Source organism: Nostoc sp. C052, assembly GCF_013393905.1.
Taxonomy (GTDB): Bacteria; Cyanobacteriota; Cyanobacteriia; order Cyanobacteriales; family Nostocaceae; genus Nostoc.
The window spans coordinates 3,976,146-3,998,408 of the sequence record NZ_CP040272.1 but is presented as its reverse complement, the minus strand read 5'-3'; the positions used below and the strand labels follow the sequence as shown (position 1 = coordinate 3,998,408).

At 40.1% G+C, this 22,263-nt stretch carries 10 protein-coding genes and 1 pseudogene; 2 read left to right on the top strand and 9 right to left on the bottom strand.

Annotated features, from left to right (window positions below; all coding sequences use genetic code 11):
* Positions 1 to 96: 96 nt before the first annotated feature.
* Entirely contained in the window at positions 97 to 1,416 is a 1,320-nt protein-coding gene (locus tag FD723_RS16410; RefSeq protein ID WP_179066269.1) for a hypothetical protein, read from the bottom strand.
* 408 nt (positions 1,417 to 1,824) lie between these two features.
* Here FD723_RS16410 and FD723_RS16405 point away from each other — a divergent pair.
* Positions 1,825 to 2,136 (top strand): annotated as a pseudogene (locus FD723_RS16405) (Uma2 family endonuclease); the annotation flags it as partial.
* Positions 2,137 to 2,138: 2 nt separating this feature from the next.
* Here FD723_RS16405 and FD723_RS16400 read toward each other — a convergent pair.
* The 4 genes from FD723_RS16400 to FD723_RS16385 all read right to left on the bottom strand — a co-directional run bounded on the left by FD723_RS16400 (position 2,139) and on the right by FD723_RS16385 (position 11,635).
* Entirely contained in the window at positions 2,139 to 3,614 is a 1,476-nt protein-coding gene (locus FD723_RS16400) for a hypothetical protein (protein WP_179066268.1), read from the bottom strand.
* A gap of 326 nt (positions 3,615 to 3,940) precedes the next feature.
* Entirely contained in the window at positions 3,941 to 5,668 is a 1,728-nt protein-coding gene (locus FD723_RS16395) for a ShlB/FhaC/HecB family hemolysin secretion/activation protein (RefSeq protein ID WP_179066267.1), read from the bottom strand.
* A 581-nt stretch (positions 5,669 to 6,249) separates the two neighbouring features.
* Positions 6,250 to 6,660: a hypothetical protein gene (locus FD723_RS16390; RefSeq protein WP_179066266.1), complete on the bottom strand. Its 411-nt coding sequence runs from the start codon at positions 6,658 to 6,660 to the stop codon at positions 6,250 to 6,252.
* Between the two features lie 178 nt (positions 6,661 to 6,838).
* Positions 6,839 to 11,635, bottom strand: a complete 4,797-nt coding sequence (locus tag FD723_RS16385; RefSeq protein ID WP_179066265.1) for an S-layer family protein — start codon at positions 11,633 to 11,635, stop codon at positions 6,839 to 6,841.
* Between the two features lie 492 nt (positions 11,636 to 12,127).
* Here FD723_RS16385 and FD723_RS16380 point away from each other — a divergent pair, with 492 nt between their 5' ends.
* Positions 12,128 to 14,944 carry a CHAT domain-containing protein gene (locus FD723_RS16380; protein WP_179066264.1) on the top strand — a complete coding sequence of 939 codons (2,817 nt, stop codon included), beginning with the start codon at positions 12,128 to 12,130 and terminating at the stop codon, positions 14,942 to 14,944.
* A gap of 232 nt (positions 14,945 to 15,176) precedes the next feature.
* Here the strand turns inward: FD723_RS16380 and FD723_RS16375 are convergent, their stop codons facing one another.
* The 4 genes from FD723_RS16375 to FD723_RS16360 all read right to left on the bottom strand — a co-directional run bounded on the left by FD723_RS16375 (position 15,177) and on the right by FD723_RS16360 (position 22,230).
* Positions 15,177 to 18,488: a filamentous hemagglutinin N-terminal domain-containing protein gene (locus tag FD723_RS16375; RefSeq protein ID WP_179066263.1), complete on the bottom strand. Its 3,312-nt coding sequence runs from the start codon at positions 18,486 to 18,488 to the stop codon at positions 15,177 to 15,179.
* 297 nt (positions 18,489 to 18,785) lie between these two features.
* Positions 18,786 to 19,442 (bottom strand): DUF928 domain-containing protein, encoded by a 657-nt coding sequence (locus FD723_RS16370; protein ID WP_256874838.1) that lies wholly within the window; start codon positions 19,440 to 19,442, stop codon positions 18,786 to 18,788.
* Between the two features lie 165 nt (positions 19,443 to 19,607).
* The gene (locus tag FD723_RS16365; RefSeq protein ID WP_179066261.1) at positions 19,608 to 21,488 is read right to left on the bottom strand and encodes a CHASE2 domain-containing protein; all 1,881 of its coding nucleotides are present in this window, start codon (positions 21,486 to 21,488) and stop codon (positions 19,608 to 19,610) included.
* A gap of 31 nt (positions 21,489 to 21,519) precedes the next feature.
* Positions 21,520 to 22,230, bottom strand: a complete 711-nt coding sequence (locus tag FD723_RS16360) for a response regulator transcription factor (protein ID WP_179066260.1) — start codon at positions 22,228 to 22,230, stop codon at positions 21,520 to 21,522.
* Between the last annotated feature and the right edge of the window lie 33 nt (positions 22,231 to 22,263).

Genomic DNA, 22,263 nt, shown 5'->3' with positions numbered 1-22,263 from the left:
TGGAGAAAATCAAAAAAACAAAAATCTATAGCACACTTGATTCTATATTCATTCTGAATTCTGAATTCTGAATTCTGATTCCTGAATTCTTTTTTGTTAAAATTTGACCCGCAACTGTCCTGTCAAAGAATTACTACCGTAGGAACTTCCCCCGGTTTCTTGATTACGGACATTACTAAAGCTATAGCCCAAGTCTGCTTCTATATTGGGCGACAGCTTTACCGTACAGCGTGTTTGGTAAGTATTAGCATTGTCAAATTCTCCTTTAAGTCGCTGCCGTCCTAAGTTGGCAGCAAGGCGACAGCGTAAGAAATTAGCAATATCTCCTTCCCAAGCCACCTCACCGTTGTAAACTAGGAAGTCTGGTGGAGAAAAGTAGCCACTTGTGCGTTCTAAATCGCGATCGAAACTCCAAGTGAATAAGTTAGCTGCTAGAGAAAATTGTCCGAACTTGCGCTCTAATCGGCTAAAAGACTGCACATCAGAATTACCATCGTTGTAGTTACCCAAACGCAATGATGAAAACAAGCTGGTGTTACGGTCAATCTGCCAAAATAAATCAGGCCCAAATCGCCAAGCAGTAATTTGATTTTCTAAAGTTCGGATGTTGGATTTATAAGGCCCTTGTTCTAAATTACCTGATAGTACTACCGCCGATAGCAATTGACCTGATGTCGAAACTTGCGGCGACGAAATGGGAGCCTCTACCTTAGCATTGAGATTGATAGCTGTGGGTAAACGATTGAACATATCAACCCCGGCTGCTGTTTGCAGAGTCACTTGCCCAATTTTTCCTTGCCATCCAACTTGCAAGGGAAAATTGGTAATTGATTCAACACCGCGTTGCCCAAAATAGTTAAAACCCGTCCTAAAAAATATTTTATTGCCATTACTCAATCGAAACTGAATCGTTGGTTCGAGGAAAAAATTAGTTTGGCCAAAGTTGTCTGACTCATAGTGATAATCCGTATCAATACTTTCTAAAACAGCATCCGGTGTTCTTGGTTCTGTGGAAGTTTTTGGCGGGTTACTTTCCAAAACAGCATCCGGCTTTCCTGATTCTGTGGAAGTTTTTGGTGGGCTGGAATTCTGCGGTGGTTCGGGTAGCGCTGGCGGTAATCGCAAATCAGGATTGAAATTTTCGGGTGCTGCTATCAAAATGGGTAATCGATAGGGAAAGGGTCTTGAGTATTGCTTTACTGACTCAGGATTATTTACTGTGGTAACTCGCTCAGTCAATTCTGAAGATAATTTCCAGTTTTGATGTGCTTGGGCAGCTTGTAACTTAGCTTCTGATAATATCCAAATACCGATGCTACAAATTAATCCCAATTTAATCTGTAGACATCCCAAAATAAACTCAGTGTAAAAACTAGATTGAGAAACAAAGAAATAACGTCTAAAACTATCTGCCATCGGTTGATACTAGAAGTTGTAGATAAAAAACTTGCTGCCAAAGAATTTCCTGGCTGCTAGCTAGCTGATATATTCGGCTTGGGATTATGATGCCCACAATAGATGCTTATTAAGACATGGGAAAGAAAAAAAACGCTACTAAATGAAGGGATGATTAGCTCTGACTTTTCACGTCATGCGGAAAAGCCCATGAAAATAATGGCAGGCTGACGCCAACGGGAAGGATAATTCTAAGCACTTGTACTATGCCTGTGTATGTTCGCACCTGAAAGTTGTATGTGGTGCGATCGCAGCGCACACAGCACTAGACTAGAAAGTAAGATGCTCATAATCGCCTATGCACGCCACGAGAACCACTTTGCCTTCTACACTCAAATTGAAAATTGACTTGACTGATGAGCAATTTTTCCAGATGTTTCTTGGGTGAAAATTGAGCGATGGAATGCTTTAACGCCAGAACAACAAGAAAAATTTGCCCCGATTTGTCCTGATTTTGTAGTAGAGTTGCGTTCTCGTACTGATTCTTTGAAAGAATTGCCAGAGAAAATGCAGGAGTATATCGAAAATGGTACTCAATTAGGCTGCTTAATTGACCGTAAAAATAAGCGAGTGGAAATTTATCGCCCAGGTAAAGATGTAGAGGTATTAGACAATCCTATTAGTTTATCAGGAGAAAATGTACTACCTGAATTTGTTTTCAATTTACAGCAGATTATGTAGCTTTATCGATTAGGATACACATGGCGCATTTCAAAGCGACTTTGTTCCCAAAGTGGTAGCAAAGCCTGTTTACCAGCATTTAACTGAGATTGTGAAAAAGAAATTTTCCCATTTTCTAGAATCCAAATAAATATCCGAGTTATTAAATCTGCGTTTAAACTATTTTCATATTCACAATTATATATTCTTGTTACTTGCTTATCTAAGCAATCTATAGCATATTTAAAAGTCAAGTTTTTCCAGTCTGTGAAATTACTATAATTTTCTTCTGGCGTATTTCTCCACTCAATTCTTTGCAAATTTCCGATAATATAGTCTATACCTACTATGGAGGAATCTGTATTACGCACTAAATTTGTATAGGCTTGGTAATATGGTTGCAAGAGTGAAGCAGCAATATTTTCCACATATATATGTAGCCAAGATTGGATATCATGCAGATAAGGTACTAAATTCCTGATATTATCAATTTCCTTAATCAGCGCACGTTCACTTGTGTAATTTGTAATTTTTGCTAGCAATTCAGCTTTAGATAGTTGAGAATTTTCTGAATAATAATTAATGACTTTGGGAATATATCTTTCTAATAACCACTGTTTGGTATACCTAGCCGTCCAGGTTCCTCGTATACCGATATCTTGCTGCCATAAGCTAAATGTTTCTGTCTCAATAGATTGTAAATTAATATCATTTAGCTTATAGATTATATGAATTCGATTTTGAGGCGATAAAGATAAGTCGCTATCGAGTTTTGGGAAAATAAATGTATGATCGCGAATTCCTCGACTCACGCGAATTGATCTATTCTCTCTATGAAATAGATGCCATTCTGACTTACCTTTAGTATAATCAAATTCATTAGCAAACTGCTGCATTAACTCCCATAATTCTTGTCTAACAGAAAAAAGGACAAAACCTCGATTTTCTGAAAGCTTGGCGAATTTAAAGTCCCATGTTTCTAAAGCATTTTCAAATTCTATTATTAAACTTTTATATTCTTGGCAAACTTCATCAATACACAAACACAGTTCTGTTACTTCTAAGTTCGATAAAATGATTGTTGTTTGACCTAGATTTACTTGGAAAGTATTTTTATCTAACTGTTTCAAAAAACGACGACATCCCCAACATGGCTGGGTGTGCAATCCTGTCATTAATTGACCCAAAATATCTTGATGACTTAAGTGAATTTTTAGATATTTAAAAAGAATACTACTGAAATCTATTTGACAATTACCTTCGCTAAAATCTTTGGGTAAATTACAGGCGATCGCAACTTTTGGTTTCACAACAACTAAACGAGATCCTTCACGCATTATAGAAGGCTCAAAATCGTATTTTTCTAAAATATCCTGTAAATCTGGATAGCGCCCGATAATTTTCTCTATTAAATTATATTTAGTATGTATTAAACCTGTTATATGGTCAAAACCTTGTATCCATGTAATGAATTTTTTAATTGATTCTGGAATAGTCATCAGATAATCTACCTACTTGGATAAATTTGCTATGCCTTATTTTGTTCGTGTAATTAGCAATTTATCAAGTCAGTTTGGATTATATCGTGATTATAGATACTAGAATGAAACCATTAGTCTTAAAGTTGAACTTGCCAAAACCTATACTAAGAAAATCTACTTCGTATTCTGTTAGCAAATATACAGGAAGCACTCTCGAAATGCAATAAAGCTATTCGCCATTAGAAATCGCCCTTTTAACTCAATATGCTTGGGTTATCGAGGTGCGATAAATCGCCGTCTCTACAAGTGTTTTGTTGCTCTTTAACTTCAATATCAAAAAAATCTCAAAATGGCTGATAGCGGATTGAAAAATTAAAGCCATTATCTTGCAGTGAATTACCGCGATCGCTTGCGCCCATCAATGGTATACCATAATCTGCACGCAATACTAAACCGTTCAAAGGTTGCCAGTTTAAACTCAACCCTAAGCTAGCAATGGTTTGCAGGTCAGCATTAATACCGCGATTGTTCCAAGCTGTACCAATATCAAAAAATGGTATTAGCTGTAGTGTTTCCACATTCGATGCTAGGGGAATACGAACTTCCACACCTCCAACTACTCCATTGTCAGCGACAAGTTGATTTTGACTATAGCCGCGGACTGTATCTACTCCCCCAATGCTAATTTTTTCTAGTGAAAGCAAGGAATCAGGAGTAAGTTGAGTGTTAATTTTGGCAAGCATCAAAATGCGGGGAGATAACCTTTGTACCCATTGAAATTGTCCCACCCAAGAGAAAAAACGCCCGTCAGTACCACTATCGTTGATAGTTGGATCAAAAGCATCAATACCAAAACTAAATTGCGATCGCGCCGCTAAGACACTGTTAGCATTACGTTGTAACCAATCTTGGGAAAAGCGAATTACTGTAACTCTTGATTTCCCATTTTCGGGGCCTTCGGTAAAGGAGAAGGGAATATCATTGAGTATATAGGTTTGACTGCGCCGTAAATCGAATGCAAAACCTAGAGCAAATTCGCTGTTTGGGGTGTGGGTTAACGGTTGACGGATATTAAAAGAAAGGGTTTCGGCTTCACTGCGGATATCCAAGTCACGAAATTCGCTTTCAATAATCCGGCTAGCGCTGTTGCTGTAGCGGACACCAATGGTTCCATCTAGGGCATTAAAGGGAATAGAATAACTGATATTGTAAATGTCTAAACCTTCACTACCAGCATATTCAGCACTGAATTTATCCCCAAACCCTAAGAAATTATCGTGAGCAATAAAAATACTCCCTTGTTCTGAGCCAACGCTAGGGGATTGGTTATTGGCAAAGACAACCCCAGCGTGGAATGGTGGTGATTCGGTAATTGTCACCTGTAAAATATTGTTACCTGGGGTGCTACCTGCGGTTAACTCAGCATTAACTCGTTCAATTACGGGGTCAAGTTGTAATAATTGCAGTGCTTCTTCGAGACGTTTTTGGTTTAAAGGCTTACCCGCTAGCCGTGCAATCCGCGAACGCACGTATGCAGTTTGCAATCTTTCTAACCCTAAAATTGAAATTCCTTCCAGTTCGCCTTCCACAACCTGGATTTGCACGACACCGCTAGCAAGATTTTGATTGTTGGGAATAAATGCACCACTGGTAATATAGCCATTATCAACATAGAGTTTGGTGATTTGCGATCGCAGTTGCAATAATTGCTCAAATGTGATGTTTTTATTTTCTAGGGGCTGTTTTAACTTGATGATTTCATCTTTTAAAACAGAATAGCCTGTAACTTGAATTTCTTTGACAAAGAACTCTTCACTACTGGGAAAAGTTGTATCGGGTAGATTTTCTTGTGGGGGTGATGGGAGTATGGGGACAGTTGGTGTGGGTGGTGTGGGTGAAAGAGTTGGTGTCGGTGATGGTTGGGGTAGAGTTTCTTCAACTTTCCCTGGTGTATTGGGGGGAATTGTGATTCCCGATGGGGGTGTCGATTGGGCAAATACTGCCAGTGGAGTGATGCTGATGCAGGTAAGTAATATGAAAAAAAGCTTTTGAAACCGAAGGTATGAACCCATTGTAGATATATGATGTATAAGATTTGTAAAAGATATGGTCTAAATTTTTGTAAGTCACCATTGGGTATCTGAGAGGATAAAATACCCAGATATCCGACTTATGTTTAATCATTAATCTAGCAAGTATGATGTTAATAAATCCTCTCGATTGTGTTCCCAGATTTCAGCCGGGAAGAGGATATTATTATTTAATTAAAATACCATAATAATTTTCTTGATGATTGCATAAAAGTGTAAATCGTCAAGATGCGATTTTTCATGCTTGCGTTAATAAAAGCGATCGCAATACTTTTCGGATAAACCCAACAATCTCTCTTTTGATCTGGGGAAAGGTTAAAGGGGAAGGGGTAAGGGTTTGAATTTACCTTTACCCCTTCCCCTTTCTCCCAAAACCCGAAAAGTATTGAAAGCGATCGCACTTCAAATGCTAGTATTTATGTATGCGATCGCTTTTAAAACGAGCTAGATTATATTAAGATTGTCACCACCAAAAAACAGTTGCAGCAGTCACCAAACTACAAAGCATTTGGATTTTGAACACAGTTTATTTTAATGGAAAACTGGCTTATAGATGTGGAAGCTTAATTGGCTCTTAAATATCGATTGATGTTTGATTCTTTTCCATTCCCAGTGTTGATTAATTTGTAGAACCAGAGGGAAGAGCCAGATCCTTCGTATGTGAGCATAACTACCGAACCAATCTTTGCTCCAATAAACTGATCGTACCATACGAAGTATTGGTTGCCGCTGCTAGTTTGAATCAAGACCTTGTATGCGCTATGTGAGGAATCCCAACCAAATCCTTGAATAAGCGTAACGGGAATCGACTCTACAGCATGTGCAACCTCAGCAGTCAGTAATGCAGAAGATGTCACCAGTAGAGTAACAGGAATTGAAGCTTGCCAAGTTCCTGCTGCAAGAAGCAATGCAAGTAAATTGCCAGCTTTTTTGGAAAAGCTACCCATCAGTTTGTTGGAACTTAAATTCATCATTTTTGCTCTCCTTTCTGAACCGTTTCTTTAATACTCAGATTAAGGGATATGACTAGGTAATGCATTCACCATTTATGCATATATCTTTGCATAAATGGTATAGTGCGATCGCATGATTGTGTCTCTCATTGTGCAGAAAACTGCATATAAAATCTTCTCATCTATGCAACATTGCTGTTTAACAACTTCGACTCAAGATTAATTGCCCATTAGGTAATTGATACAATCCTTGTGGTTCAATAATTGGGTCGCCTTTCTTCCAAGGACGCGGTGTTGGTTCCACACTACGCACATCACCAGTTGTGTAGGCTGAAATTAATACATCTCCTGGACTATTGCGTAAAGCACCGGAACCTGTAATGGTAAAAGAGTTTTCTTGTCGCTTAGTGCCACGCGAAATGCAGCTATTGGCAATGAGTGCATTAGTGTCAATAACGTTTGGTGGTAATTCGGTGAAGCTGTTTTGAATGGAACTATTGTCAGCGGAATTAACATCAACAGTTCCCGACAAACCGACTCCAGAAGTCGCTGTAATATATTTGGAAACATCGCTGGGTTGAGTACCAACAAATGCACCTTGGGAGTTGACTAAAACTCGACCACCGCGAGAATTGTCTGAGTTAGCGCTAATGCGGCTATTTTCTAAAGCGATGAAAAATTTTGTTGTATATATATTGATATTGCCACCAAAGACATTTTCGCCTGTGGCATTGGTAGTAATGTTGCTACCATGACGAAGGGTTAAATTTTGGGTATTAAGGTTGATGGTTGCTTGTTCGCGGTTGGGGTCTTTATTTGGGCTGCGGGTGTTAGCGTTGAGGGAGCCTTGATTGTCTAGGTTGATGCGATCGCTGTTAATGGTCATTATACCTGCATTACCTGTTCCTGTATTGGTTACAGAGACTCTAGCCCCATCACGGACAAGTAACTCAGGGGTGTTAATGGTCAAGTCTCCTGCATTCCCACTTGAGTTTACAGCAGCAGCACCCAAGCCAGTAGCAAATGGACTATCAGCAGACCTACCAATCACTTGCACGCTACGGGAAGCATTTACAGTTAGATTCCCTGCATTCCCTTGACTCAATGTCGAAGCACCAACCACTGCTCCGTCTTGTACGAGTAAATCTTGGGTTTTAATTGTCAAGTTACCAGCGTTTCCGGTTGAACCTTGGTTAGCAGAAGTACTCAAAGTACTTACAAGACGATTATCAAAAGATGTACCAACTAGTTGGATACGATTGGCGGCATTGACATTCAAATTTCCGCCCTTACCAGCACCATATGTAGCAGTGGTAATTGCTGCCCCATCGCGCACGAATAAATCTGGGGTGTTAACCGTTAATTCTCCGGCATTTCCTTTTGAACCGACTTCAGCAGTAGCAAACAAACCACTAGAAAAATTACCATTCGCAGTAGTGCCAATCAGTTTTACACTACTGTTTGCGTTGACGGTTAAATTTCCCCCTTTACCTTGACCAAATGTAGCTGCATCCACTTGTCCACCATCGCGCAGAAGTAAATTTTGGGTGTTAATCGTTAAGTCTCCCGCGTTCCCTGTTAAACCTTGGTATGCAGATGTACTCAATCTGCTGATCAAAAGACCATTAGCAGATGTGCCAGTCACTTGCACAGTACCGTTTGCATTGACGGTCAAATTTCCGCCCTTACCAGTACCAGATGTAGCAGTAGTAACTCTTGCTCCATCTTGCACAAATAAATCTTTGGTGGTAATTCTCAAGTCTCCTGCATTTCCTGTTGAACCTACTCCAGTATTAGTAGACAAAGCACTAGGCAAATTACCATTGGCAGTAGTACCAATCAGTTGTACACTGCCAGTCGCGTTAACGGTCAAATTACCTCCCTGACCAGCACCAACTGTACCAGTACTAACTACTGCACCATCTCCCACAAGTAAATCTTGAGTTTTAATTGTCAAGTCACCTGCGTTCCCAGTAGAGCTAGAAGTAGCACTCAACTGGCTAGGAAAATCATTAACAGATGTACCAGTAAGTTGCACGCTATTGGCAGCATTGATGGTCAAATTACCTCCTTTGCCTGCACCAGATGTACCAGTGGCAAATAGCGCCCCATCACGAATGCTGAAACGACCCGTGTTAATGGTGGTGATTCCAGCATCTCCAGACCCTAAAGTGCTAGCAGAAATAATACTGGGATTATAAGTAGGTGAACGTCCGACAACATCTACTGAGTCTTTGGCATTTATAGTTAAGTCTCCTCCCTGACCCTTACCATAAGTGCCAGCAAAAATAGATGCCCCATCTCGCACCAGTACATCTTGGGTGTTAACCGTCAAATTACCTCCCTTGCCTGCACCATATGTGCCAGCACTCACATATACCGTACCTTGCAGCAGAAAATCTTGAGTGGTAATCGTCAAATCACCTCCCTTGCCTGCACCATATGTGCTAGAACCAACACTTGCTCCATCTTGCAGCAGAAAATCTTTGGTGGTAATTGTCAAATTACCCGCATCTCCGGTTGAATTTAGATCGTTAGAAGAAAGCAAGCTACTTAAAAAACGACCATCAGCAGATTTACCAATGAGTTGCACGCGATCGGAGGCATTAACATTCACATTTCCTCCCTTGCCTTTACCAACTGTGATAGCGCTGACCATTGATCCATTCTGAATGTTTAAACGACCTGTATTGATGGTTAAGTTCCCAGCATCTCCAGAACCTAAATTGCTACTAGAGATGGTGCTGGGATTTGCATTGAGTGAACTACCTACAACTTCTACTGAGTCTTTAGCATTTATGGTTAAATTTCCGGCGCGACCAAGCTGACCACTTGCAGTGGTAATATCTCCACCATCAAGAACACTCAGTCGTCCCGTATTAATAGTTAATTCCCCACCATTTCCATCACCGAGAGCGCTCGTCGCCAGCCGACTTCCTGTAGTAAATTTCTCTCTTGTTTGTGGATTAATCAGCGTTACTATGCCGCTCACACTAACGGAGTCTAAAGCGTTAACTAATAAATCGCCACTATTACCACGTCCTGACGATTGCGTACCAACGCTTCCACCGTTAGAAAGCGTAAGCGATCGCGCTTGAAGTTGGATATTCCCACTATTTCCCTGTCCATCATTACCAGAGGACAGTACAGCAAAATCGGTGAGAGAAACTGATGGTGCAGAAATTTGAATATCGCCGCCATTGCCAACTGCTCCTGATTCTACACTGGTGGATATCCCACTATTTGTACCTGTAAAAGAAATAGTATCCTGAGCTTTGACAGACACGCTCCCTGCATTCCCCTGTCCCGCATTGCTGGTAACTACTACAGCACCATCGGTGAAAGAAACCGACTTTGCAGAGAGTTGGATATCGTTACCATTGCCAACTGCTCCTGATTCCACATTGGCAAATATCCCACTATTTGTACCTGTAAAAGCAATCGTGTCTTGAGCTTTCACAGATACGATTCCTGCATTTCCTTTACCTCCAGAAAAGAAACCTGCTTGCAATTGCGCCCCATTGTTTAGGGAAAATGTTTTCGCTGAAATCTCAATATTACCAACATTACCGTTGGCTGGCTTTCCTTGAGGACTGCCAATATTGCTGAGAATCAAACTATTATTGGCGGAGAAATTGTCTTGAGCCTGTAACAGTATGTTACCAGCATTCCCCTGTCCCGCATTACTAGACTTAATAATCGCTTGGTTGCTTAAGTTAATCGTTTGAGCATTAACCGTAATATTCCCAGCATTACCAGTTGAATCTGGTTGAGCCACAGAAGATAAGCCACCACCAATAAGTTGAAAGCTACCAGATGCGTTGACTGTCAAATTTCCCCCATTGCCAGCACCCAATGTGTCAGTATTAACCTGTGCCCCATCCTGAACGAGTAAATTTTTTGTGGAAATTGTCAAGTTTCCCCCATTTCCCGTAGCACCTGCATAAACTTGAGCAAACAAACCACTTGAAGGATTATTAAGTTCCACTGACTCAGTAGCATTTACTATTAATTCCGCACCATTCTTTGATCCCAAAGTGCTAACTTCTATTTGAGAACCATCACTCAACATGACACGCTTACCAGTTACCTGCACATCACCTGCACCTGTTCCACTCGCGTCAACTGATGCTTTTTGGGTTAATTGAATATTGCCAAAATTTTGCACACCACCATAACCCAACGAAAACCCTTTATCCGTCGGATTCAAACTAACCAAACCTTCCCCAGAAACACTACCTAACTCTATCCTTCCCCCAGCAGTTTTGATGGTTGCACCTTCTAAATTGATATCACCACCCACTAAGTCCAAAGTTTGATTAGAAGGCACTCTTAACCCAAAATTAGTATCAATTAAATCTGTCGTGCTTCTAAGTCCTGTGCCATCACCTTGTACAGTAATTTTTCCAGGGTTCGCGCCAAATTGTAAGCCTAGAGGAACGCTGATAGTTAGCAAAGGTGCGTTTTGAGGGGTAGTTGCACTAAACTCTCTATCATCAGCGAATTTTACACTACTTGCCGTTGTCGCCACAAATGAACCCTGTACATCTAAACTTGCATTCTGCCCAAACACAATCCCATTAGGATTAATCAAGAATAAATTGGCATTAGAACCAGCTATATTACCGTTAATAATCTGGAAAGTACCCAATTTACCCAATATTTCAGAGCGATTTACACCTGTAACCCGTGCAAAAATATTCTGAATATCTGCGTTAGGACTCAAGAAATACGCCTCCCGTCCCGCGCTAACATTAAATTCTCCAAAACTATGAAACAAATTGATTTGGCGAACCGCACCACCTGTAATTACTTCTATTGGTTGTCCCTGAAAGTTGCTTATCACTTGAGATGATTCCGCGCCAAGTGTATTGTCAGGTACGATATTACTTTGCTGTGCCAGGGTTTTACTAATGAACAGACTTATACTTAACCAACCCAAAAAACCCGTCAATCCGAACTTCAAACACTTATTTAAGGCGTATTTGATCGTCATAGGGTGCTATTCATAATAGATTATTTGAGTATCTAATAAAACTGCACTTTTGGACAATAAACAAGACAATATTCATTAATTATGCAGTTTTCTGCAATGGGGCGTAGCATTCCTGCATTCTCCGGTTTTTTGAAGTTTACCTAGAGTAACGTTCTTAATGCAAGGTGCGGTACGATAAACCTGAAATCACCTGCTAAAAGCATACCATGACTAATTTGCACAGTCAGTAAGCCTTATAAATTGCAGAAAACTGCATGTTTTCCGAAAGCTAAGTTTTTAATGCCTATTTCTGGTAAGTTAAAAAATAAACCAGGAGTCATAATTCAGAATTTGTGAATACTCTACCTATAAAGGGATAGAGTTTTAAGGCAATATGTTTAATACTAGTAACGAGATACCATTACACTCGCTTTTAACCAATATTTATTAGACCTGTTGCAGAATTAATACTGAATTCTGACTCCTGAGTTCTGAATTCTTCTTATAAAAGCTATGAAATTACAAAACCAATATCTCAACCGCTTACTTCTTGTACCTTGGCGAATCTACACAAAGCTAATTCATCTCTTCACTCAGCGATACCAAAAACTAAATTATCATCGATTTATTAAAATATTATTTTTAGCAACTATCCTAATTTGTTTATTATTCGGACAAGTTGTATCCGCACAAACGCCAAATGCCACTGCACTCGTTGAACAAGGAATTAAAGAGTATAATGCCGGAAATTTCTTGAATGCGATCAAAAATTGGCAAGAGGCATTAAATCAAGATAGAAATAATCCGTCAGCTACGGCGGTTGTGAATGAAAATTTAGCACGTGCTTACCAACAAGTAGGAGAAAATAAAGAAGCGATCGCATCCTTATCAGCAGCAATTCGTGACTATGGTGCTGTAGGCAATATCGAGCAAGTGGGACGGATGAAGTCAGAACTAGCCCAAGTTTACAGCAATTTGGGACAACCCCGCAAGGCGATCGCACTTTTGTGTGGTCAACTAGTAGATAAGCCAAAAATTTCCGAAAATCAACCAAGTCAGCAAATAAAATGCACTCCAGAAAGTGCTGCACAAATCGCCATCAAATACAACGACAAACGCGGACAGGTTGCAGCTTTAGGCATTCTCGGTGAAGCATATCGGTTAATCGGAAGTTACGATCAAGCAATTTATTATTTAGATGCGGCACAAAAAATTTCACCAGAATATAAATCTTTGGTATTTAATAGTTTAGGTAATGCTTACAAAAGTCGCGGTCAATTACGAGAGTTACAAGCCGATTCTGCAAATAAGGCTAGTATTTTGAGTAAACAACAAGAATTTACTAAAAAATCTGTAGATGACTACCAAAGAGCTAATAAATATTTTCAGGATAGTATCAAGTTCGCCCGCGCTGAAAAACAACCTATAGCAGAGATGCGGGGATTATTAAATTTAATTCAGTTGGGTTCCCAGACAAATAAGAGCAAAATTATTAATGATGAAGAGTTTGAAAAAACCCTTAAGGATGCTTTAAAAGTTCTTGAAACTTTGCCAGATTCAGCCACAAAAGTCTATGGGGAAATTGATTTAGCATACTTGCAGCGTGATGCTAAAGGAACTTCACCCTTTACCTACTGTCCAACTCAACTAGTTTTATCTAGTAATATGCAGTTGAATTTGCTGGAAAACTCAATATTAACAAGTAAAAAATTACAAGATAATCGTCTAATTTCTTATTCTAATGGTGCTTTGGGTCATTTCTGGGAATGTAGCTCAGATAATGAAAAAGCATTAAAGAATAAAAAAGCATTAAAATATACCCAAGCGGCGATCGTTGCAGCAGATAACAAATTGAGTGCAAAAGATAGCTTGTATTTGTGGGAGTGGCAAGCCGGACGCATTTTAGATCGAGAAAAGCGACAAGAAGAAGCGATCGCATCTTATCAACGAGCATTTGATACTCTAGAAGATATCCGCAGCGATATTTTGACCGCCGAACGGGATGTACAATTTGACTTCCGCGATGTTGTGCGACCACTATACCAAACATTGGCACAATCGCGGCTCGATTTGCTAGGAGTTGGGGCAATTGCAGGTGAACAACGTGCGAATGAATTATCCGCAGTCGTTAAAACCATTGATGCTTTAAAATTAGCAGAATTACAAAATTATTTTGGCAATGATTGCATTTTAAGTGCCTTGAATACTAAACAAGTAGGAGAACTCCTCAAGGATAATAGTGTAGCCTTTCAGAATACTGGGTTTTTGAGTTCAATAATTTTAAAGGGCAAAACCGGGATATTATTGCAGTTACCCAATCAGGCAACTAAATTTAAGTGGATTGAAGACCCCAATCAAGAAGGTACAAACAAAATAGTTAGCAGCGACAAGCTACAGAAAAAGATTGCCGAGTTTCGCACAGGATTAGTTAAGGGAAAAGAAGAATTTAACTACGATACAACAACTGCGGCAGAGCTTTATGATTGGATAATTCGTCCAATGCTATCGGATATCAAACCGGAGAAAGTCAAAACCCTAGTATTTATTCAGGATGGTTTTTTGCGGAGTGTACCAATGGCAGCACTTTATGACAGCCAAGAAAAAAAATATTTAGTTGAAACTTACGCAATTGCCACAACTCCCAGTTTACGACTTACCACACCCAAAGCACGCGATCGCAGTACACAAAAAGCGCTAATTTTGGGTTTAACAAAAAAAGCCATAATCGACGGCAAAACTTTTGATGCACTTGCTGCTGTTCCCAATGAAGTGAGTGCAGTTCAAAGTATATTTCCTAATCATACCGAATTGATCGATCAAGACTTTTTCCCCGAAAGTTTTCAGCAAACACTTGACAAAACCACATATCCCATTATCCATATAGCTAGTCACGCTCAATTTGGGATAATTCCTGAAGACACCTTTATTGTTACAGGCAAAAACCAAATACTTACCATCAGCGAATTAGAAAAATCACTGCGAAACCTCAACAGTAAATCAGATAGCGTCGAACTGCTAACATTGACTGCCTGTGAAACCGCAGTTGGCGACGATCGTGCCACACTAGGATTAGCTGGAGTTGCATTGCAAGTTGGAGTTAAAAGTGCGATCGCATCTTTGTGGAGTGTCACAGATGAATCGACATCGCAACTCGTCAAAACATTTTACACCAACTATCGTAACGCTGGCATGAGTATTGCAGAGGCATTGCAACAAGCCCAAATTAAAATGATTCATCCTCAGAATTTACCACCATCTGAAGAGATGAACCCCAGGTATAATAATCCTGCCTATTGGGCACCAATGATTGCGATCGGTAATTGGCTTTGATGCTAATTACTGTTCGGTTAAGACAAGAGATGCGATGAATCGCCGTCTCTACAATAATCTTTATTTTGTAGAGACGGCAATTTATCGCGTCTTTGTGATGATTTATCGCATCTCGAAAACCCAAAATTTTTGCCAGTAGCCCTTAACCCAAGCGTATTGAGTTATGGTAACGAAAAATGAGAACGACCTGTGTATACCCTCCAGCAAAAAATTACTCATTACTCATTACTCATTACTGACATTCTCGACTGAGTATCAAGCGTCCATCAGCAAGTCGATAAAGCCCTTGTGGTTCAACTATTGCATCGCCTTTTTTCCAAGTCCGCGATGTTGGTTCAACATTACGCACCTCACCAGTCGAATAGTTTGAAATTAATCCATCCCCCGGACTATTCCGTAAACCACCAGAACCAGTAATGAAGAATGTACCTTTTTGTTTGGGACTGCGAACAATGCAACTATTAGCAATCAGTGCATTAGTATCGATGACGTTTGGCGATAATCCGGTAAAGCTGTTTTGAATGGAACTGGTATCGGGTGCGTTAATATTTGTTGTACCTGAAACGCCTAATTCGGAACTTGCAGTAATATCACTTTTTTCGGTTGGTTTTGGACGCGACTCAATACCAAAGATACCTTGCGAGTTAATTTGAACTCTTCCACCGGAACCAGTGTATGCGTTAGCCTTAATATCGCTGTCTTCTTTGGGGATGGCGACGATAAATTTAGAGTTGATATTGATGTTACCGCCATCGCCACCAGCTTGGCTTCTACCTGCGGTGGTTGAAATGAAAGCGCCACCGCGCAACAGTAATAAATCGGCAATATTGAGGTTTATGTTACCACCATTACCTATATTAGTTGAAGAAGCGATCGCACTGCCTTTTCCAAAAATTTCTAGAAAATTAGCATTAACTTTAATATTTCCAGCTTCACCCGTACCGAGGCTGCCGGAGATAATTTGGGCATCATCACGTATATCAAGATTATTGGTAGTAATATCTATATCACCACCTTTACCGTTAGCCCCTTCGTAAACTGATGATGTTATACCAGTGAATAATCCACCGTTTGAACCAATCAGGCTAATGTTATCAGCTTTTACCGTTAAATTACCCGCATTTCCATTTCCGAAAGTTGCTGATGATATCCCCGATTCTTGTTGTACATTTAATAGTTGAGTTTGGATGCTGATATTGCCTGCATTGCCTTTAGCTTTATCGTCAACCTGAGTGATGATACTACTACTTCCGCGTAAATTAATTTGCTCGGCATTAATCCCAATATTTCCCGCATTACCTTGATTGAATGTGCCGGCAGAAATTGCCCCGCCATTGCTAAGGTTTAAGCGTCCTGTTGTCACATCAATGCTTCCCCCCGAACCAATTCCCCCATTTTGCAATTCTGCAAATAAACCTGATGGTGCAAACGAACCATCTAATCGTTCTGCACCAACCCCAGTAATATTAATAGAATCAGTGGCACGAACCACCAAATTACCCCCTTGTCCCCGTCCCGCTAACACTGAGGTTGATATGTTTCCACCATTACTCAACCGCAACCGTTCTGTGTCAATAGTTATTGTGCCGCCTCGGACATCGGCATTACTTCCACTAACATCCGAGGATAAGTCACTCATATCATAAATACCCCCGAATCGAGACAGAAATTCTTGTTTTAGAGGATCAGACAAAAATTCTTCCGCAGCAGCTTGATTTAGTCCAGCCAAAAACTGTTCTTTAGGTACGAAAACAAACCCATCCAATTCTACATCTTTGGCGCGGATGTTAATATTCCCGGCATTACCACTACTCCTAGTAGATGAGGTGTTTATATGTCCTCCTTGAGTTATGGAGAGTTGAGGCGTTTCTATCGTTACATTGCCACCATTTCCTGAGCCACTATAAGTATTGCTTGATATATAGCTGTTGCCGCTAATTCCTACATATTCGCTAGCTTTAATCAAAATGTTAGCCGCATTTGCGCTGCTATAAGTATTCGTTCTGATATCACTCCCATCTTTGAGATTGAGTCGCTGGGTTTCAATGGTGATATCCCCTGCTGTTGCTTGAGTTGTACTTCCGAGTGGAAGAAAAATAAGTGTATATATATTACTTTGAGTCACCTCAACCGCATTCCGAGCCTGAATGGAAATAGAACCGACATTTCCACCATTAGATGCAAGTGCTATCACTCCCCTTCCTGATAAATTATTTTGAACTCGCAAAGTACCCGTTTCAATTTGTATATTCCCTGTTGAACCAGAGCCATTACTGAATAGCCCTAAAGAGCCGTTATCAGTGATATTGACTGCATCTGTAGCTCGCACAGTCAAGTTTCCTCCATTACCTGCACTGTTATTGTAAGCCTGGATAAAGCCGCCATTGACGTTAACCGACTCCGTAGCATTTAAGGTGAGATTCCCTCCATTGCCTTTCCCATCGCTAGATGTAGAGATTCCAACAATATTTTCTGGTGTTCCATCTCCGGTAATTGTGATTTTCCCGGCATTGATAGTAACATCACCACCTGCACCTGTATCATCGCTGGCAGAAAAAATCGAACTGCTGCTAGCGAGAGTTACTGCATCGCTAGCTTGAATTTGAATATTACCGCCCTTTACTGCACCAGAAGTAGCGCTCACAATGCTAAAGTCATTGTCTAAATTCAATTGAGTCGCATCAACAACAATTGAGCCGCCATTGAAACTAAATAGATAGGAAAGGTTTCCGTTTAGGGCGATTTTTCCGCCAAATAGCTCAATTCCACTATTTTCACCTCTAGCGGCAATTCTTCCATTCGTTAAGTTGATGGGTGCGCGTCCAAAATTTTCTGGTAAATTAAAACCGAATGAGGAGCCATTAACATTCAGCCCAATGGTTGTATCTCCACTGACTGCGCCCAGTTTCACTTGTCCATTTTGAGTAAACAAAAAACTACCATCCAAATCAATTTCACCGCCCAGAAGTGCTAAGGTGCTACCAGATCCAACACCTAACCCATTAACTGCTTGGTTAGTAATACTTCCTGGTTGCGAACCAAACTGCAAACCAATTGGGACATTGATAGCTAACAACGGCGGTGCTTGGGGATTTGTGGCGCTAAACTCTACCCCATTGGGAAAGATTAAGCTATTTGCTGTTGTCCCCAAAAAAGAACCCTGTATATTTAACTGGGCATTTTTACCAAAGACAATCCCATTGGGATTTAGCAAAAACAAATTTGCATTACCCAATACCCCCAAGTTCCCGAAAATATTCGATGAGTTCCCACCAGTAACGCGAGAAAAGATATTTGTTATCCCCTCTGGATTGGCGAAATAAACACCTCTACCAACACCGACGTTAAAATCTTGAAAGCTGTGAAATAGGTTAATGCCACGAGCCGCACCACCATCGATAATGTCATTTTTTTGATTAAAAGGAATGACTTGCGATCGCTCTTGCCCCAGGCTGTTATCGGGAGTTAACTGAGCAAAAGTAGGCTGAATACAAACTGCTAATGCTCCCACGCATCCCACGACGCTAAACCGCAAAATCTTCACAATTTCTATTTCCCCATTTTTTCTGTAGGACTAGATCGTAAATCCCCGACTTCCAAATAAAAAATCTTCAATTAACTCTTGTGGGGTGGGCGTCTCGCCCGCCCAGTCTATACCTGGATTGAAATCCAAGGGGTGTGGGAGGATGGGGAAGAAGTCTTACCCCACGCAACTCCCCACACTCCCCACACTCCCCACACCTCCCACACCCTCTGCCTACACTATGCGTGAGAAATCCGGGTATAGGGCGCTCATGTTGCCCACCCCACAATATTGGATAATTTATTTCTTGGAGTTTCCTTAGCGATCGCTAGCAATTTTCTGGAGGTATTCGATACGTTGTTGAGTATTTTTTTGTTCTACATCGTTACCTATCAATATTTCGGACTCTGCAAGGTTTTTAACTAAAGTTGCCCCAGTCTGCCCTAGTTTACCATTATCAGTTCCTTTCAATGCTTCTGCCAGTGCTTCATACCACAGATCGTTTTCAGCATAATAATTTACGCTTTCGGGAATGCTAGTAAATTGTTTCTTAGCAAGTGATTGAGGATTGATGACGGTAAATTCTACACGTCTAACAATTGTGTCGTTTTCGCAGTCAATTGCTATTTGCCATAAATATGTTTTACCTACTGTGAGTTCGGGGTAATCGTGGGGAAGTTCTAGCTTGTTAATCCCGACGATTGTGGATATTTCTTTAACTTTGCCAATTTGTTTAGGGTTGTCGCCTGAATCAAATTCAGCCAATCGGAATCGCACATTTTGGGAACTTGACATATACCAAGCTAACATTGGGCGGGTGGAAGCGGTTTTACCAATAAATGTCTGAGGTGCAAGCTGTGTTAGAGGGATATCGCCGTTATTTGAACACCCACGAGAACCACCTGCACGGGAATGTCCGCTAGCTGGTTTGCGATCGCGTGGTTTAAACTGGGCAAATGCTGGGACTGTAGTCATTAGGAAAACTGCCCCCACAACTAAGCTTGTAAGTCTGTGCTGATTTCGCCAAGATACAAAATTTTGATGACTCATGGTGATGTTATTGATTGTATGGTTATCTAAATAAAACTTTTAATTTTGCACCTTTGCATCAAATGAATCATAAAAATCTCAAAGCTGAAATTATTTCATAGGTTTCCAACTAATTTCACATATAGTCCCGCGAGGAGAAACTGATTCGCGTCGAAACTCTCCTCCTAATTGTTTAGCAACTATTTTGAAATATTTTGTACCTTTGCTTTCTAACTTTGATTTCATTCCTGAACCGTTATCTTTGACCCACAATTTGTATTTATTTTCACTATAAACACCTGATGCTTGAATGCGCTTAACTCCTTCGGCGTGTTTACCAACATTACATAAAGCTTCTTCTAAAAACAGACATATTCCCCGCTTATCTTCTATAGTTAAATACTTATCATCAATTGGGTCAAAATTGCGGATTTTTACTTTTAAAGTTTTAAAATGTTCAAAATCTTGACGTTCTAATGTACTAGAATAAACTTCATATAATAAATCATGTAGCGGTCTGTTCAATTCGAGTATTAATCCGCTACCTAAACGCAAGCTTTCTTCTGTGGTTAATGCTTCTAGTTTGAGAAATTCACCAATTTCCCGAATTTCTCGATCGAGTTTTTCAAATTGCCCAACTAGTTCTTCGTAAGGGACATCTTTAGCACGCAGATGCTTTAATCCATAGGCAAGGGTTTGTAAAGGCCCATTATGAATAACGGTAAAAGTGTTTTGAATGGTGTTTTGACGTTCGTTAATTTGCGATCGCAAAAATCTATCATGCTGGTAAAACGCAAAAGCACTCAAACCTACTCCATTGACGGCTAATATCAGAAAACTAGGTGCTACAGGAATCCATACACCCCACACCCACAGCATCACATACCCGCAGACAAACAGACAAAATACTGCTACACCCACACTCAGTAAATTTCTCCAAACAGATTGCGTAAGCCGTCCGATAAAGATCGGCAAAAAACCCCAAAGAAATATCCATGTATACTCTCCGAACTCTCCCCAACTATGCAACATTGTTCGGCCATCTATTACACTACTTAGAATTTGACTAATAACATGAGCGTGATAGTCAATGCCATAAATTTGACCGCTTAATTTTAAATTAGGCAAAGCAGATGTATAAAAAATATCGCCTGCGCTCATATTGCGGTTGCCAACTAAGACAATGCGATCGCGCAATAATTCGGCATTAACTTGACCATTAAGAATATCGCGTAGCGACACAACATTAAAAGGTTGCTTCTGGTTGCGGAAGTTCATTAAAATTGACACTCCTCCATCATCAACATTGACATATCCGCCAAAATTACGGTTAATTCGAGGTAATTCAATCTCACTGAATCTGATTGTATTCGGATCATTTTTTCCCGTTTGCACCTCAATTCCTCTCGCCTTGAAATACTTAATAACTAACTGTAATGCTAAGGAATATTTATCTTCATTTATATTCTGAGGATTTGGCGTATATAACAAATAGCGTCGATTTTTGCTATCCTCATCATTAGGTAAATCGACAAATCCAACCCTTTCAGGTGGTAAATTCTGGGGTGGTGAGATTTGTCCGGGTTGTAAAACTTTTTCAATGCCAATAATATTAGAATTTGTTCGTAATATCTGCGCTAGTTGTTTGCCACCAGGTTCTACAGGCACATTTTTGAAGATATCCAGCCCAATAGCTAGCGGTTTATAAGTTTCCAACTTGGTCAGTAACTCTGCAATCTTCTGATCTGGAATTGGATATTGCTTAACCCATTCAATATCTTTTTCGTCAATACCTACAATTACTACACGTTCATCAAGTTTTTCTACTGGACGCAGACGTAACATGGTATCTAGAAACATCCATTCTAGAGATTGCATTCCTCCAACCATACGTATTAAGATCACCAAAATCAATACTACTATGCCTGGGGGTGCAGCAAGAGACCACAACCCAAATTCTTGGTAAATGCGATTCCAGATTCTCCTTCTCATCTAGTTTTTTTCCGCATTCATTTTCTCTGTATTAATCAATTAAACCTTCTTCACGGGAACGAATTTCGGTTTGGATTCGCATATTTTTACCACCTTGCTTGCAGTCTTCAGGGTACACTCCTAAAACATCCTGAATTTTCGTCCAGTAAGTACGTACTGCTCTTTCTGATTTGTACATTTGCTCGGCGATCGCTTTATCTGTCAAACTCTCTTCAAAAGCCAACCGCAATACTTCCAACCATTCTGGTTTGAGTTCTATACTCTTTTTGATATCTTTCGTGTGAGTTCCACCATTAAGGGCCAAATTCAGCCGCATTAGCATTTCATCTTCAGGTAATCCTTTATCTGCGATCGCAAACCCACCCTGATGATTATCAATCTCGTGTTTGATCCGAATTAACGCTTTCACATAACTAGTTTGCACCATGACATTCTGATGAGGATATTCTTGGAGCAAAATTTGCAACAGCTTAATTCCGGTATCAATTTCTGCTGTCTCCCCTTGCTGATCGGGAATCGATAAATCCATCACAATCAAGTGAAACTGGTGAAAATTAAGTTGAGAAAGTGTCTCTTTTCCAGTTTGAGCCTTAATAATAGTAGCTTTGGGATACTCTCGACTTAATACATCAAGAGTACCAGTTAAAATTAATTGATGGTCATCGACAACAAGAATATCCAGTTGTTTTTCCACTGACAAATTTCCATAAACTTGATGTTCTTTGAAACTTATGCTTACCATGTTTTCACCTAAATTCATTCAAATTAAAGTTTC